Origin of the sequence: Paenibacillus sp. FSL R5-0744 (assembly GCF_037972555.1) — a bacterium.
Classification (GTDB): Bacteria; Bacillota; Bacilli; order Paenibacillales; family Paenibacillaceae; genus Paenibacillus_AQ.
The window spans coordinates 4,988,372-5,005,128 of sequence record NZ_CP150228.1; the positions used below are offsets into that span (position 1 = coordinate 4,988,372).

Sequence of the window (16,757 nt, forward strand, 5' to 3'; positions counted from 1 at the left end):
TGCGTGGAGCGTTTGGGCTTACGATCGCTGTTATCCTCAGATTTCCTGATTTTATACCGCTTGGCGGTAGAAATATGAGGATAAAGGCGACCACTTCGTTTCTCCAGCTCCAAACCTCCACTCCGCAACTCCATCGCCGCGATTCTTAAAAAACAAAAATAGAAAAATAGGGCGGGAGAGTGAAGGCCACTGCGTGGGGCTATGAGAGGTATTATTCGCCTCTGCTTTACACTGTTGTGGGCTTCACATTTGTTGAGCCTTTGGATGAGCGATTGGATTACCCAATGAGCGACATTACTACTTGGTGTGCGCAGTTGTACTTGATAGCTGAATACACAGCATGAGCACAGGAATTTAAAGCAAAAAAAGACCGACCCCACAGTAGCATCAGCTACTTTGGAGTCGGTCACCTTTTTATTTAACTCAACAACTCATACAATCCTTTTACAACCATATCGGCTTCCTTCAGCACTTCGGGCTTACCTATGCCTACTACCTTCATAGCTGCAGCCTTACCTGCTTGAACGCCCGCTTCCGCATCCTCAAACACGACACATTCGTCCGGCTGTAAGCCTAGCTCCTGACCAGCGATCAAGAATACCTCCGGGTCCGGTTTGGCAAGTGACACTTTGTTACCGTCAACTACGGCATCGAACAGATCCGTAATGTTCAGCTTATTCAAAATAAACTCTGCATTCTTACTAGCTGAACCTAACGCAATTCCAATCCCGCGCGTTCTCAGTCCAGTTAAGTATTCTTTGACCCCAGGAAGCAGTTCCGACTCCTCAAGCTTAGAGATGTACTCTACATATAGGCGATTCTTCTTCTCCGCCATCGCAAGCTTCTCCGCTTCTTCAAATTGTAGGCCACCAACTTCCAGAAGAATATCGAGCGATCTCATCCGGCTCACGCCCTTAAGGCGTTCGTTATCCTCCTCTGTAAATGTAAAGCCTAGCTCGTCAGCAAGACTCGCCCAAGCCAAATAATGATATTTGGCCGTATCTACGATAACGCCGTCCAGATCGAAAATGGCACCCTTCATATTTTGCAACATGGATTTACTTCCTCTCCGTTGTTAGTTAATGTCTATACTGTTGCTTCAGCCAAGGTTAGCCGCAAGCTCTCACCTGCACCACAGGACTTTCCTTCTCCCCCTTGTACCGAGAACACCAGAGTCCCGCTGTAGTCAGCTGCTGTGGTAACTGTAACTTCATCCTTGCTGATCCGTAGTTTAAAGGTATCTCCCCGAAGCGTAACCGGAAGCTCAACAGACTGCCAATGTTTAGGCAGTGAAGGTTTGATATGGACAGTTCCCCCATCATAATCCAACCCTGCAAAACCAAGCACCGCAGCCATCCAAGCACCACCGTTAGCGGCTGGGTGGGTACCACCGATATAAAGATCGCCTACGTACTGCTTAGATTCTCCCGTGAGATCAACAGTAGCCGTGCGCATAAAATATGGATATCCCCAATCCGGCGAACCAATATCGGCAGCTACCAAAGCGTAGATACAAGGACTAAGACTTGACCCATGCTCGGTGCGCGGTTCGTAGAATTCCCAGTTCGCTTGTTTCACTTCCTTGGTGAAGGAATGTTTGAATAGATTTAACATCAGTACGACATCCGCTTGCTTCAGTATTGTTGTGGTTGTGGCTAATCCATTACCGCCACCCAAATACTCATTTTTGTTAAGTACAAGGGATTTCAAATCTGGCAGCCTAACATCTTCTAAGGTGAAGTAACGGTCGAATTGTTCGATGACAAGACTGGCAGGGTCTGGCTGCGGAACATAGAAGCTATCCAGCATAGCTTTGAACTCTGTCAGAAACGGACCTTCGCTAAACTCTGTAGAGAGTTGATTGTACACTTCCGGATACTTATCTTGCAGCAATTCTGCTGTGCGCAAGGCAATCTCCAGTGTCTCCTTAACCAGAGCATTCGTAAAAGCATTATTGTTCACACGCTCATGATATTCGTCTGGACCTGTTACATCTAGAATCTCGAAGCGTTCTTTTACTGAATTATAGTAAGCATAAGAGTAGAAGAACCGGGCACATTCCCAGATCACTTCCGCCCCTCCGCTAGTCAGCAGACTCTCGTCACCTGTAAATTGAACGTATTTCCAGATCCCATGTACAACATCTCCACTGATATGAACCTGCTTATCGCGGAAATAAGTCCGCATTGGTCGACCGGTAAATACATCATTCACATTAAACAGAGTACAAGCATCGTCTCCTGTATCCTGACTTTCCCAAGCATAGAATGCTCCCAAAAAACCATATTCCGCGGCCTTCCGGCGAGCTCCGTCCAAGGTATGAATCCGGTACATCATCAGGTTGCGAGCAACCGTTGGATCAGTATGCAGGAAGAAAGGCAGCATAAACATCTCCGTATCCCAGAATACGGCCCCTTTATAGACCTGACCCGATAAACCTCGAGCCGGGATAGAAACCTTTTCCGAAACTGTAGGTGCAATAATTAACAGCTGATAAATACTGTATCTTAGAGCAAACTGGGCATCCTCATCACCTTCGATAATGACATCGCTAAGTGACCATCTTTCTTCCCACTGCTGGCGATGAGCCTGTAATAACTCGTCATAACCGAGCGATTCAGCAGCTAGGACAGACTTTACTGCTTCTGACTCCGGTACACTAACATCAAGTCCAGTATATACCGCAACGTACTTAAACCATTCATAGGTCTCACCCGCATGCGCTTCAAAAGAAATCCGGCGAATACTAGCGCCCTCATCCAGTTGCTGATCTCCGAAATTAAATACGGCTCTCTCCGCCACAACTACCGGAATGTTCAATTCTCCACTAGTGGAGGAAGAGACTAGTACCTCACCCTGTGACTGTACTTTTTGACCATAGAGGTGGGGACCATTGATATCCCATACATCTACGTCAATCCCGGTCTCAATCACAATTTGGCAGTCCTGTGTGCTATGGATAGAGTATTTACTAACGAGCAGGTGAAGATTGTCCTGGCTTACGAAACGATCTGCTGTAAATGTCAACATCCCACCATCAGATAGACTATAGCCAGTGCTCCGATGATGAATGGCACTACGAATATTCAGCTCCTGAACATGAGAGCTCGGTTCACGCTCTAGCACACTTAAAGGTTGACCGTTGCAGACAATCTTGGTCCATAATCCATTTGGAGCATTGACAGGTTCTCTCCACTTCTCTCCCGCTTTGTCATATAGACCAGCTAAAGTTACGGCAACTAACTCAGTTTTACCGAATTCCTCTAGTGTCCCGCGATATCCCATATAGCCATTGCCTAACATATATTTGTTCCCGTTCGTCGTCACAAGTTGCTTGTCAAAACAGCTATCCCTAACCGCCCAGCTCATCGAGCCAACATCCCTTCACCTAGCGGAAGCGTCGTCCCGGAAGCGTCCACCGTAATTGACTGCCCATACACTGTAATATCAGTGCTACCCCCATTAATTGCGGTGAGCGTTACTGAAGTCTTGTTGACCAAAATACGTAGTAATACCCCTTCATACATCACTTGGAAGCTATACTCGTTCCAGCGCTCCGGCAATGAAGGCTGGAAGGACAAACGATCCCCATCTGAACGCATACCTCCAAAGCCATACACAATATTCATCCAAGCGGCTGCAATCGAAGTCGTGTGCAATCCTTCGCGTGTGTTACGGTTGTAATTGTCTAAATCCAGTCTTGTCGCAAATTCAAAGAACGAATAGGCTTCTTCTGGCTTGCCGATTTCGCTTGCCAGTATCGAATGGATCGAAGGTGAAAGTGAAGACTCATGAATACATCTAGACTCGTAATATTCATAGTTAGCCAGCTTCGCTTCTTTAGAGAATTGTCCATTATATAAGAACATAAACATGAGAACATCCGGTTGCTTAATCATGTCATAACGGTACAATCGATCATACGACCAGTTCGAGTAGAGCGGAAACTCTGTTACAGGAATGGAATGAATATCAATATGTGGCATATCGAAGAATCCATCATGCTCCTCAAATACTCCTGTCACTTCGTCAACCGGAATCTTCATATTGTCTGCTTTATTTTTCCAATCGGTAAACTCTTCGTCACGGAGCCCCGACTTTTCCGCAACCAATGCAAAAGCCTCTGGTGCCTGTTTTTTCATTTCACTCAGGGTGTCTAGCGTGTATTCAAATGATTTTTGGGCCATCAAATTAATATAGCAGTTATTATTCACCATCAATTGGAACTCATCAGGACCCATTACGCCAAAATATCCATATTTCCCACTCTGTTGACCCCATTGACCGCGTGTAGCATAGAATCTACTGATCTGGATCAGCATTTCAGCACCTTTACTGTGCAGGAATTCTTTATCACCAGTATTTTTAACATAATGCCATATACCATAGGAAATAGCAGTCCCTACATGAAGCTGAAGATTCGAATGCTGCCAGAGATCACAGCTTTCAGTTCCGTCTATTGTAGCAATAGGGTAGCAAGCGCCATCGCAATCAACATCTTTAGCACGTTGCATAGCCTGAGGTAATGTCTTATATCTAAAGTCCAGTAAACTCCGTGCAGCCTTAGGGTTATTAAACATATAGAATGGTAAGCAATACGACTCTGTATCCCAGAACGCCAAACCACGATACACTTCCCCGGTCAATCCTTTAGCGCCGATGTTGAACCCTGGATGATCACCATGATAAGTCTGATAAAGCTGGAAAATGCAAAAACGAATGCCCTGCTGATTCTCAGGATCGCCCTCGATCCGAATATCACTTGTCTCCCAGATTCCATTCCAATATGCCGTCTGATCCGCGAATATTTGAGTATCGCTCAGTTGGCTTGCACTTTCAGCAAGAGCTATCCCTTTGCTCCACAGCTCTTCAGCTGTATGGGCAGATTCACTATCCGAACAGTTGATAACCAGCTTTGTAAAATGGGTCGCTTCTCCCTGAGCAAGATCCATAGTAAAGCTTTGTCCAATAAATTTATCATGTTCAACTCGCGTAAGCTGAAGCGGCTGTGAAGATTGTAACGAAAAGCTAGAGAATAGCTTGTTAGCTGTATTCACTGTTCTCGCCATAATAGCTGTGGTAGATCCTTGTTCTCCACTGCGGAGACTACTCCACATACATTCGCCGCGTTCCTCATGAATAATGCTGAAATCAAGACCTGCACAAATGTCCACGCTGCCCGAGAAATTAAGGGGCTCAAATTCCACCCGCTGTAATCCCAGATGAGACATCGTCATACTTACCAAGCGTGTAAAGACAACTTTTAAGCTTTTCCCATCATCTAGGTGCCAGATTAGCTCCCGCCGATAGGTCCCACTACGAAGATCCAGTTTGCGCACATAATCTGATATCTTACTTTTTGCCAGATCAAGCTGTTCACCATTCACAGTGATCCGCGTATACAGCCAGTCCACCGCATTTACCATATATCTCAGCGAGCGAATAATCCCTTTATAATGATTGCCAATGTCCAATTGTTCATTTAGCCCGTTGAAATAACTGCCTTGCAGGGAATCCCCAGAGTAACCTTCCTCAGCATACCCCCGCACACCCATATACTCATTTCCCAGTGAAAAAATAGATTCCGAGGTCCGATTTCGTTCTGGATCAAAGCCCTCTTCAATAATTGCCCAAGGATCTACCTTAAGATATTTGTCAGCCACTTTAGCCATGTATGATTTCCCCTTCTCCTGGTTTTTGCTCCATTCTCAGGATATCGTTCCATACCCGTTGCGCCAATGTCTGACCTTAATGAAGATGTGTGCATTTATACGGAGTTGAAATCGAACGGATTTCTATATCATGAATTTTTGCAGTATAATATGTAGAATCTAATAAGAGCAAAAAAAACAGCAACAGACCCATTATTTGAGAATAATGGATTGCCACTGCTGATATATAAAGAACATATACTTCTTACTCCTTTTTAGTTAAAAATCATATTACATCTAGCACTTTTGAAGTGAAAATAATCACAATGTTGAAAATTCGACACTTTTAAATGGTTTTTCTTAACCAAATCGAAGATTTTAGAGGTATAATTAATTTAAAATTTACTGAAAAACTGAGGGAATAAAGGGGATGTCGATTATGCTAAAAGAACATTACAATGTCATCGAAGCCCACGGAAATACAAACTGTTTCTCCGAACAGAATTTCAACAGACTTCTTGTTACTATGAAAGAACGCGTTGTTCCAGAGGGTTCACATCTTTTCTGGGAAGGCGACTACTCGGATAAATTGTTTTATATCAAACGTGGACGTGTGAAATTAACTAAATCAACGGATGAAGGTAAAGAACTTATTCTTTATATGTACCAAGCCGGCGATATGGTAGGTCAAGCAGACCCATTCTTCAGCACCAAGCACAGCTTTACTGCAGAAGTGATTGAAGAAAGTGAAGTTGGCGTTATCGAGCAAAAGGATTTAGAAATTCTCATTTGCCAACATTGTGATTTTGCCATCGACTTTATGAAATGGATGGGCATTCATCACCGTCTAACTCAAACGAAATTCCGTGATCTGATGATGTATGGCAAACCAGGCGCACTTTGCTCCACTCTCATTCGACTTGGTAATACTTATGGTGAGAAGAGCAGCGATGGTGAGAACATCCTCATCAACAAAAAAATTACGCATACAGATCTGTCCAACATGATCGGTGCCACTCGTGAGAGTGTAAACCGGATGCTGAGTGACTTGCGTAAAAAAGACGCGGTTGAGTACGAGAACGGTATGATTGTCATCAAGGATCTTGGCATGCTGCAGGAAATTTGCCACTGCGAAATGTGTCCAAACGAGATCTGCCGAATTTAATTCCATTATAATGTACCCTCTATTCTCCTCAATGAAACATACATGACCCAATTATTCTGCACATTATAAAATAGAGTGGTCAAAGGCGCCTAACATAGGCGTCTTTTTTTATCCCACAAGACAAGCAAAAACGCCTTCGGCGTCCCTAATGGACGGTAAGCGTTTATGCGAGAAATATAAGGATAATTTATAGCGTGAAACTTATACTTTCTTATATTTAGAAAAAGAGCTGAACCCGAAATTGGGTCAACCCTATAACTATAAATATACTCTTAACGCTTGGTCTGAGTACCACGCACGGGAGAGATCATCCAGTAGGCCATGCCAACGAATACGCCACCGCCAATTATATTCCCTAACGTAACGGGTATCATATTGTGTACCCATCCGGCAATTGTAACGGTGTCCGGGTGATTCGGGAGCAACACAGCAACACTCAGCAGCGTCATATTAGCCACACTGTGCTCATATCCACTCGCAATAAAGGCAAACAAACACCACCAGATTAGAACCAGCTTCGCAGTTTCACTTTTAGCGCGTGAGGCCATCCATAGCGCTAGACAGACCAGCCAGTTACATAGAATTCCACGGAAAAATAGCTCCGAAAACGGAAGGCTCATTTTCTTGGCTGCAGCCGCATAGATCAGATGCTCTGGGGGAGCCGCACTGAATAGTCCAGTTCCTCGAATCAAAAGTGCTAAAATCACTGCCCCTACCACATTCCCTACAAACACAAGCACCCAGTTCTTTACAGTATCCCAGATACTTGTTCTACCAGCTAGTGTACTAACCGTAAAGAACATATTATTTCCGGTAAACAGCTCTGAGCCTGCAAACACAACAAGAGTCAAGGCAATACCGAAGGATGCACCCATAATGAGGGGTTGGAAAGGCGATTTGGCAGCCGCTAGAGGCGCTCCCAGCGAAAAAATAAGGATAATCCCAATGCCTACATATGCTCCTGCCAAAAGGGCTGCTAGAAAATATCTTGGTAAACTTTCATTCATTTGGTCTCGCTTGCTGACTGCCGCCTCGACAATGTTTTCCACACTTTGAGTAAACATAGTACTCCACCCCACCGTTTTCTATTTCATCCTTTACTACAAGCTTCGGTGTCTACAAGCTCACTGTCACAATGTCTCCGACAAGAGAGACTGGATAAGTCATAACGATACCTTGATCCGGTGCCTGAACTTCACCCGTGCGAAGATCTATTTTCCAATCATACAGTGGATCGTAAAGAAAGTGACCCGAAACGATCCCTTCCGCAAGCGGCCCCCCTTTTGGATGAGGGCTCCGATTCTCAAGTGCAAAGATCGCTCCGTCAGAGGTACGAAATACAGCCAGCTCCACATTTCCAGCAATCACCACACGGCCAATCTGCAGCAGGAAATCCTGTACTGATCCTATTGGATACGTTTGTGTTGTCTTATTCATTGGTCTCTCCCCTTCTGTGTGGGTTATATCCGCTAGACTCTTGTTTCTTCAAAAAGCGCAGCACGAGTGCTGCTGTCATTGAGCATTTTTTTCCAAGGATCCGTAACCTGAGTCAGAGCAAAGTCAATCCGTGCGGCCAGCTCTTTGCGGTTATCTTCATTATTCAAAATAACCATTTGAATCTGCTCAAGTCCCATACGCTCAACCCACTCGGAAGTTCTCTCCAAATAATTGCCGGTCTCACGGTAATATTGCATCACAGCGGAGCACACTTCGATCAACTCTTCATCGGTCTTAATTTTGCAGAAGGAGTCTGCGATCCGTGGCTTAATCCCACCGTTACCACCGATAAACACTTCCCAACCACCATCATTTCCAACGATCCCAATATCCTTCGTGCAGGATTCCGCACAGTTACGTGGACAGCCGTTGACAGCTATTTTAAACTTGGCAGGAAAATCAAGACGTTCATACTTACGTTCTATGAGCGCGCCCATTCCCAGTGAATCTTGTGTGCCAAAGCGGCAGAACTGGGAGCCCACACAAGTCTTAACCGTACGCAGGGATTTGGCATAACCGTAGCCTGAAGGCATATCCAGCTCTTCCCATACCTTAGGCAAATCTTCCTTCTTCACACCGATTAGATCCAGGCGTTGCCCTCCAGTTACCTTCACAACTTTCACGTCATATTTAAGGGAGACGTCGGCGATTTTCTTCAAATCCTCCGGCGTAGTTACCCCACCATACATGCGTGGTATCACGGTGTAGGTTCCATCTTTTTGAATATTGGCACCCATTCTTTCATTTACAAATCGGGATTCTTTCTCATCTTGATGGGTATCAGGGTTCATCATCCCTAGATAATAGTTAATCGCCGGACGACACTTGGAGCAGCCTTCCTCTTGTTTCCAACCGAGTACATTCATGACCTCTTTTGTTGTTTTAAGACCTTTAGCTGTAATTTCAGCAACAATTTCATCACGGCTAAGCGTTGTGCACCCACAAATACCTTGCTTAGCAGCTTGCTGGAAACTGTCACCTAAGACAAATTGCAGGATTTGTTCTACTACGGGTTTACAACCACCACAAGAGCGAGTAGCGCCAGTGCATGCTTTGATCTCATCCACATTAGTAAAACCATGTTCAGTAACAGCATCTACGATCGCTTTTTTAGTTACACCATTACAGCCGCAGACAATTTCTTCGTCCGCCATTGCTTCTACGGATGTGCTCTTCTTAGCTCCGCCACCGCAGCAGCCCGTTCCCATAATCTCCGTATAAATCTCATCGGTCATTACCGCGCCTTGTTTTACTAGCTTTTGCAGATTCGCGGACTCCGTTACATCACCGAACAAAACCGCACCGACAATCACATTATTTTTGAGCAAAATTTTCTTATAAGTTCTCTTCCATTCATCTTTGCTTGAAATCACAGTGTGTTCAGGAGAATCCAAAAACTCACCTGCAGAAAATACATCCACCCCAGATATTTTAAGCTTCGTGGAAACAATCGAACCTTCATAAGGCTTGGTATCGCTACCACATAAATGTTTAGCTAGAACCATGCCTTGTTCAAATAGTGGAGCCACCAGTCCGTAACACATACCACGATGCTCAGCACATTCGCCGATGGAATATACATTCTGCATGGAAGTTTGCAAATAATCATCCACCACGATCCCACGATTTACGGAGATTCCGCTATCTTTTGCCAATGTCACGTTCGGTTTGATTCCAACAGCCATTACCACAAAATCTGCAGCAAGCGTACTGCCATCACTAAAACGCAATCCACTTACTCTCTGTTCCCCGCTCAATTCTATCGTTTGTTTGCCCATAGCAAATTTCACGCCTTGACGCTCAAGCTCAGCTTGCAGCATCGAGGAGGCATTCCGATCAAGCTGACGCTCCATCAGATCTTCCATCAAATGAACTACGGTAACATCCATACCAAGGTTCACAAGACCTTTTGCCGCTTCCAACCCAAGTAAACCTCCGCCGATGACAGCCGCTTTGCTGTATTGTTTGGCCGCTGCCAGCATCGCATCACAGTCTGAAATATCCCGGAATCCTACAACGCCCTCTTTATCACTGCCAGGTACAGGTAAAATAAACGAATTCGAGCCTGTCGCAATAATTACTTTGTCGTAGGGGACTATCATCCCATTATCCGTAACAACTTGCTTCGAGCCTTCATCAATTCGTGTCACCGTTGTTCCCGTGTGTAGAGTTATATTATTGTCTTCATACCAATTCCAGTCGTTTAGGATGATATCATTAAGGGTCTTACTTCCTTCAAGAACATAAGACAACATGATCCGATTATAGTTGGGATGAGGTTCACTTCCAAAAACCGTGATGTCATAAGCTCCACCCAGCTTCAATATCTGCTCAATCGTACCTATGCCTGCCATACCGTTGCCGACTAATACTAGTTTTTCTCTTATCGTTGTCATGGTTAGGTGCCTCCTCAAGCTTATGAATACCTGATCAATTTCTCTTCTACATATTGGAATTATACGGTTCAAATTCAAGTCGTCATTGTGATTGCAGTCACTTTAATTGTGAATATTTTCACACTTTAGTCTACTGATAATTGTTAGATAAATTTTCCACATAAAAAGCCAGATTAACGATTCTGAACAACCGTTGATCTGGCTTAATTTACGATTTTTTAGCGTAAAGTCAATAAAATCTCCAATTCATCATGAGCCCTGAGCTTCATATCCATTCCATCATCAAGTAGTTGTTTTCCGTTCACCTTCAGCTTCCATTCTTCATTACTAAGAGGAGTATAATCGTCGACGGAAAGCACCTTTTTATTGTCATCGGCCAACTGTACGCTACTACAGCTTTTGAGCAAATCTCTTACAGTTAAATCCTCTTCAAATAACATAATATACGTATGATGCAAGTCTACTTCAACACTTCCACCGTTCAAGGTCAGCCTTACAGTTTGAAGTGGTGCTTGATGGTCCTTCGACTTCGCGGTGAAGACTAGCTGTGAATCATACCCTACAGTATTATTCCAATCCGCATTCCCAATGATTTGACCGCCCATCTGAAGCTCCCAAACCATTCCCGCCTCTAGCGAAAAATCCTTTACCGAAACAATGCTTGAGTTATCCTCAGCAAATGTGGCAACATTACTACCTTTCAGTAGCTCCATGATCGATATTCCATTTCTATAACTCCCACTAAGTAACCTATCTGATGGTTTAGTAAGCAGTTCATTATCTCCAACCCTTATCGATATTGTCGGTCCCTCTGATCCTGCCACACCATTATTAGCATTACTATTGCCGTCATTGTTAGTAGAGCATCCACCTATTATGAATACAATGACTAATCCTAGCATCAATTTCCACAAAGATCGCATGGGCATCCTGGCACCGCCTTGTCCCGCCTAATGACCATATAGCGTCTCAGGCTTGTAAAGTTATGTATACTGTCTTTTTAAGGATAACTTAAACAAGCCATGTTCTCAAATAAGTAATAACAAGCTTACTTCTAAAATTGACAAAAACTTTTTAAAAAGCTAACCTCTATCCCCCTCTTTCTGCTCATTCGGCGCTATCTCGCATATTCTAGGGGATTTATCCCCCTCTTTCTGTCCATTTGGCGTCATCTCGCATATTCTGGGGGATTTATCCCCCTCTTTCTGCTCATCTGGCTTCATTTCGCATATTCTGGGGGATTTATCCCCTTCTTTCTGCTCATTCGGCGTCATTTCGCATATTCTGGGGGATTTATCCCCCTCTTTCTGCTCGTTCAGCCCTATCTCGTAGTCTGCTTTTAAGCAATCCTTCCGCCTGCCTGCCTGCCTGCCATCCATCTATCCATCAATCGATCTTACCCATATTTTTTACGATCATTTCTTCTATCTTTTTCAACGGAGTTATCCCCATTTCTTTACATTCTATAATTCCCTATAAAAAAAGCCCCCTAAGGGACTCTTTAGCACACTATTCATCTTCACTGAAACCTAGGGAACAATATATTATTCTCCAAATGTACGTGTTCAAAAGTCATACTCTCCAGCTCTTCCAGCCGGGCATATGTCAATCGATAGGTCGTGCAAGCATGCGCCGGTGGAGTGAAATCATCTGTAATACTACGTATTTTTCTCAAAATATCGCCCGCACCATCATGTTCACTCTCCAGCTCAGACAATGACTCACGAAGCGACGTCAGGCCTTCTTCACTAGGATTAGCAGCGTATGTCAACAGCTTAGGAAATTCATCTTCTTCTTCTTTAGCCGTATGCTCAAGTAAATCTTCCTTAAGTGTGTTGAACAAGTTATATAACTCCACCAAATGGGGAGAATCTCCGCCATGCACTCGATATACCTTAGTTACATTTTGGCTAATGAGGGGTAGCTCTTCACGAAGATAACGGTGGTGTTTGTTAATAATATGGTCAATTAACTCTTCTGAAGGTGCAGTATTCCAAGCGATTTCCTCTTGGGGTACTGGATACTCTTCGAACAGCTTGTTTAGATCGCCGATGATTATCTCGTGATCCAGACCACGCTCAGCAGCTGCTTCAGCAAGAGGTTTAGCTCCACCGCAACAAAAATCAATCCGGTTTGCTTTGAAATAATCTGCCGCTTTAGGGAACTGCAATACAATATCCCTCACTAGTGCATCTGGGGTAAACCCAGCCTGTATCGGTTGTGCTTGCTTCGAATCCGAAATACTATCATTAAGTTGTTTAGTTTCCATTATAGCTCCTCCTTGGGTTATGAGATTAGGTTCTGAATAAATCTTATCCACTTGTTCACCTTAACCCTGAAAGGAACTTTGACTTGTGATTGTACGCACGGAAATTGTATCTTATTTTTGAACGAAATTGGAGATTGTTGTACATGCAACGTAAACGCAAAAAGCACCTTTGCCTACAAAGGTGCTTTTTCAACTCATTTTATTGCACATAAGCCTGCATATACGTCCGCTGTCCCTTTGAATCCTTCAAATAAGGTCCCAATCCGGCAAAACGGGAGTGATCCATATAAACACCGGTCATCCATCTGCCTTCCGTCAAGCCACCATTCCATTTAAGGACAAGATCAGGTGCGGAAATCCATTCCTGAAAGACTCGTATATCCTGATCTTTGTATTCTTTACATGGCTTAGACCGCTCAATAAGGTGGAACTCATTAAGATAAGTTGGAACGAAATAAGAGGATATCGTATGCAAATCATCATCGTCAAAAAAAGGCTCGTCGCCTAAAAAGGGTTTGAATAATACGGTATTCTCGTACATGGACCAAATTAAAGCTTGAAGCACCATACTCTGGCGAATGCCGTTATGAAACTTATATTGTCGTCCATGATTCGCCGCATTTACATCCTGTGGAGGTTCCGTGGACTCCAGACAGTGCCGTTCACAACCAATACACTTCCAGCCGGTCGGACTTTGAATCCATTTTTGAAAAATAGTCCCACTATCATTGTTTCCTTTGTAGAGTGAAGAGATAATGCTGTAAGGCACGCCAATCCACGCATCCCATAAGGAATCAGGAAGATGGCTATGCAGCATGAACAACGTCTTGTCATAGATGAGCTGTACTTTGATAGAAGCATTCTCTAGCTCAGCAACATCCTTTTTTCCATACGTTATTTCCCGGGAAAACAGGGTCGTCTTCGTCTTCATCTCCCTCGCCTCCTAATAGTTTTGCTATGCCTGTACTCCAGCTGAGTAGATTTGAGCAAAAACCAATACGCGAGCGTTTCCATTCAAGGATCATACAATGTTTTTCTATTATATTACAATTATTTTTAAACTGTGCAAGTTTTTTTCAAGCATAAAGGATTGGAACAAAACTGTCACTGTCTAATATTTAGAAATTGAAAAGCCCCTTTTCCACCATTCCGGAAAAAGGGCCACAACATCACTGTGAATTTTAGTCTACCCAGCTCTCAGCCCAAGACTGAATCTGCTGCATAACAGGCTGCAACGCACGGCCTTTGTCTGTTAATTCGTACTCAATACGTACGGGTGTTTCTGGGTATACATGCCTAACCAGGATACCCTCACCTTCCAAATCCTTCATCCGCTCGGACAGCATCTTATCGCTCATTGAAGGAATGAGGCCGGAGATATCTTTAAAACGCTTCGGTCCACTCATCAATGTCTGAATAATAAGTCCATTCCAACGTTTGCCTAAGAAAGAGAAGGCTGTTTCAAATCTGGGACACATCGCAAATTGATGTTCTTCCATTGTTCTCACCTCTCACTAGCGAAACTTACTATTAGTTAGTATATATAATATTAACACATTTTAACCATGATGAACATCGTTTACCGAAAAAAGTTCATCTGACTCTATTATTATATCCCCAATGTCAATCCCCCATTGGTCCTTTAGATCCCCTTAGAGCAATCGCTTCAGTTACGATTTGTGCCAAGTCATCATTTCCAAAAAGCGAAAGCACACCCAAAACGGTGTCATCAGAAATGTCCCCCGCTTCCTCCGCGGAAACCGTGAGGGCAAGTGCCTGACGCAAGGCTTCATTCCCTTCCTGCTGCGGATAAGCCTGCAAGTATAGAGCATGTGGATCGAGTCCATTATTTACACACCACTGAGCGAATACAAGAATCATCATCTCTTCTTCGCGCTTATAGCTTTCGATGATCTGTTCCTCCACTAATTTACGGTTATCCTCCATATATTCTTCTCCTTTCTCAGAGACCTCATTCAGCAAGCTGTGCCGCCAGCATATGACTAGGCAGTACCGCTGAAGCAGCAATGCTGCATAGCTCCGGTGTATTTATGTTGCTAAGAAAATTATTCACTACTCCACTAAAACCTCTTCTATCGAGTACAGTATCCCAGCTTCCAAAGCCTTGAATATGCGGTAAGGTATCTTTTTCAAAAAGAATGGCTTTTTCTAGATCCACTACTTCCACCGATCTGCCATTTCCGTGCAGCTCAAGCTTCTCCAAATCCACACCAGCTTCACGAACCATACTGTACATCCCAACTGCACTATCTTTCCAGCCCAACATTCCAGATGCCTGCAGCAGACGACCTTCTCCACTAGAGTGAAGATGACTACGAAGCAGTTCATAATGATCTCCGCACAACCACAACAGCAGGTCAAGCAGATGGATCAGATCATCATGCACGGTTTCGCGGCTGGTGCTTGTCTGTAGCTTCGTTCGATGTTTAATCGCACTGCAATGGCTAATTCCGCCAACTTCTTCAAGCCATTGCTTGGCGGTGACATACATTGGGGCAAAACGGCGATTAAAGCCCACTCCTAGCAAAAGCCCCTTATCTTGTGCTAGCTCTGCCATCCTTCTGGACTCTTCTAGATCATAGGAAAGTGGTTTATCTACATATACCGAAATCCCACGTTCGAGACATTTTGTTACTATATCATAATGAGTAGTTGTTGGGCTATGTACAAATACTGCATCCAGATCCCAAGATAGCAGCTCTTCCAGATTAGTCGTCCCTTTAGGAAAACGGTAGGTATGAACGGCCTGCTCTACCGTTGTCGGTGAATGACTAAGAACACCAACTACCTCGGCATAATCATGCTGAGAGAGCAGTGGTAAATATACTTTGCGGGCTATATTGCCGATTCCTATTATGGCGACTCTTTTACGTTCAGGTACAATCACTGATCCATCCCCCTCTTAACACTTCAATAACTCGTTCTTTTCTCTTTGTTCTCTACAAATGCTATTATACCTGCTTCTCATTCTCTGACAATTGATCTTTACTTCAATATTTATTCTTTATCCCGTATGATGAGATGAATGAGTGGAAGAAGGGGCATATTATCTATGAAGAAATGGTTCTCGATTATTCTTTATGTTTCGGGTACAATCCTTGCGTTTATCTACAGATATGACATCCTAAGCTGGATGAAAGAGGATCATAATCTTTTCAGTTCTATAGGGATCGCAACTTTACTTGCTTTGTTTCCGGTTGTTCCTTATAAAGCTGTCATCGGATTCTTCGGTTATGCATACGGAAGTTTAGCGGGTGCCTTGATTTGCTGGCTAGCTACAAATTTGGCTGCCGCAATCCTTTTTGGCGTTGTGAAGTACTTGTTTCAAAGCCAAGCGAGAGCTTATTTAGCCTCCATTCCCGCACTCGAAAAGTTCACAGTAGGCATTGAGCGGCGACCTTTCGCTTCGATTGTCCTAGCACGACTCGTGCCCATCATTCCCCAAACAGCTGTTAACATCTACGCTGGAGCAGCTGGTCTGCCTTTTTGGAGCTATATTGCAGCTTCTGGCATAGGAAAAATACCGGGGATTGCATTATACGCTTTCCTCGGGGATCATCTGTTCCAGGACCCTGTAAGTGCGATTATTGCCATCATCGCCTATATCGCTGTGCTAATTATCGCTGGACTGAGCTTGCGTCCGCGCTCTCAAGAAGCGAAGAATAACCGATAGCGAAAGAACTTATCGGTTACAAACTGGCAGGCAGTTAGTATTTGCTTTATAATTAAATTGTGATCTATTTAATTGCATTATGTGA

The 16,757-nt window shown here is 43.9% G+C and carries 15 protein-coding genes; 2 read left to right on the plus strand and 13 right to left on the minus strand.

From position 1 onward, the window contains the following. Window positions 1-418 precede the first annotated feature (418 nt). The 3 genes from pgmB to MKY19_RS22120 are packed head-to-tail and all read right to left on the minus strand — an operon-like array spanning window position 419 to window position 5,672. Window positions 419-1,054: a beta-phosphoglucomutase gene (gene pgmB, locus MKY19_RS22110; protein WP_339266351.1), complete on the minus strand. Its 636-nt coding sequence runs from the start codon at window positions 1,052-1,054 to the stop codon at window positions 419-421. Between the two features lie 32 nt (window positions 1,055-1,086). After that, window positions 1,087-3,369: a glycosyl hydrolase family 65 protein gene (locus MKY19_RS22115; RefSeq protein ID WP_339797676.1), complete on the minus strand. Its 2,283-nt coding sequence runs from the start codon at window positions 3,367-3,369 to the stop codon at window positions 1,087-1,089. Beyond that, window positions 3,366-5,672 (minus strand): glycosyl hydrolase family 65 protein, encoded by a 2,307-nt coding sequence (locus MKY19_RS22120; protein WP_339797678.1) that lies wholly within the window; start codon window positions 5,670-5,672, stop codon window positions 3,366-3,368. The genes MKY19_RS22115 and MKY19_RS22120 overlap by 4 nt, the downstream gene beginning before the upstream one ends. 418 nt (window positions 5,673-6,090) lie before the next feature. On the opposite strand from MKY19_RS22120, the gene MKY19_RS22125 reads away from it, so the two are divergent. Continuing rightward, window positions 6,091-6,816 (plus strand): Crp/Fnr family transcriptional regulator, encoded by a 726-nt coding sequence (locus MKY19_RS22125; protein ID WP_042129903.1) that lies wholly within the window; start codon window positions 6,091-6,093, stop codon window positions 6,814-6,816. A 272-nt stretch (window positions 6,817-7,088) separates the two neighbouring features. On the opposite strand, the gene MKY19_RS22130 is transcribed toward MKY19_RS22125, so the two are convergent. From MKY19_RS22130 to MKY19_RS22175, 10 genes are all read right to left on the minus strand, one after another. After that, window positions 7,089-7,880 carry a formate/nitrite transporter family protein gene (locus tag MKY19_RS22130; protein ID WP_339797682.1) on the minus strand — a complete coding sequence of 264 codons (792 nt, stop codon included), beginning with the start codon at window positions 7,878-7,880 and terminating at the stop codon, window positions 7,089-7,091. A 52-nt stretch (window positions 7,881-7,932) separates the two neighbouring features. Beyond that, window positions 7,933-8,253: a nitrite reductase (NAD(P)H) small subunit gene (locus MKY19_RS22135; RefSeq protein ID WP_339266360.1), complete on the minus strand. Its 321-nt coding sequence runs from the start codon at window positions 8,251-8,253 to the stop codon at window positions 7,933-7,935. Window positions 8,254-8,285: 32 nt separating this feature from the next. After that, on the minus strand, window positions 8,286-10,709 hold the full coding sequence (nirB, locus tag MKY19_RS22140) for a nitrite reductase large subunit NirB (RefSeq protein ID WP_339266362.1): 2,424 nt from the start codon (window positions 10,707-10,709) through the stop codon (window positions 8,286-8,288). A 218-nt stretch (window positions 10,710-10,927) separates the two neighbouring features. Next, on the minus strand, window positions 10,928-11,638 hold the full coding sequence (locus MKY19_RS22145; RefSeq protein WP_339266364.1) for a hypothetical protein: 711 nt from the start codon (window positions 11,636-11,638) through the stop codon (window positions 10,928-10,930). Window positions 11,639-11,791: 153 nt separating this feature from the next. Next, entirely contained in the window at window positions 11,792-12,088 is a 297-nt protein-coding gene (locus MKY19_RS22150; RefSeq protein WP_339797685.1) for a hypothetical protein, read from the minus strand. A 140-nt stretch (window positions 12,089-12,228) separates the two neighbouring features. Continuing rightward, the gene (ric, locus tag MKY19_RS22155; protein WP_339804437.1) at window positions 12,229-12,924 is read right to left on the minus strand and encodes an iron-sulfur cluster repair di-iron protein; all 696 of its coding nucleotides are present in this window, start codon (window positions 12,922-12,924) and stop codon (window positions 12,229-12,231) included. A gap of 253 nt (window positions 12,925-13,177) precedes the next feature. Further along, window positions 13,178-13,909 carry a hypothetical protein gene (locus MKY19_RS22160; RefSeq protein ID WP_339797688.1) on the minus strand — a complete coding sequence of 244 codons (732 nt, stop codon included), beginning with the start codon at window positions 13,907-13,909 and terminating at the stop codon, window positions 13,178-13,180. A 250-nt stretch (window positions 13,910-14,159) separates the two neighbouring features. Beyond that, window positions 14,160-14,477 carry a helix-turn-helix domain-containing protein gene (locus MKY19_RS22165; RefSeq protein WP_042129916.1) on the minus strand — a complete coding sequence of 106 codons (318 nt, stop codon included), beginning with the start codon at window positions 14,475-14,477 and terminating at the stop codon, window positions 14,160-14,162. A 124-nt stretch (window positions 14,478-14,601) separates the two neighbouring features. Then, window positions 14,602-14,925 carry a hypothetical protein gene (locus MKY19_RS22170; protein WP_042190561.1) on the minus strand — a complete coding sequence of 108 codons (324 nt, stop codon included), beginning with the start codon at window positions 14,923-14,925 and terminating at the stop codon, window positions 14,602-14,604. 25 nt (window positions 14,926-14,950) lie between these two features. Next, window positions 14,951-15,886 (minus strand): Gfo/Idh/MocA family oxidoreductase, encoded by a 936-nt coding sequence (locus tag MKY19_RS22175; RefSeq protein WP_339797691.1) that lies wholly within the window; start codon window positions 15,884-15,886, stop codon window positions 14,951-14,953. Window positions 15,887-16,051: 165 nt separating this feature from the next. Between MKY19_RS22175 and MKY19_RS22180 the strand changes: the two genes are divergently transcribed. Continuing rightward, entirely contained in the window at window positions 16,052-16,672 is a 621-nt protein-coding gene (locus MKY19_RS22180; protein WP_339797694.1) for a VTT domain-containing protein, read from the plus strand. Window positions 16,673-16,757: the final 85 nt, after the last annotated feature.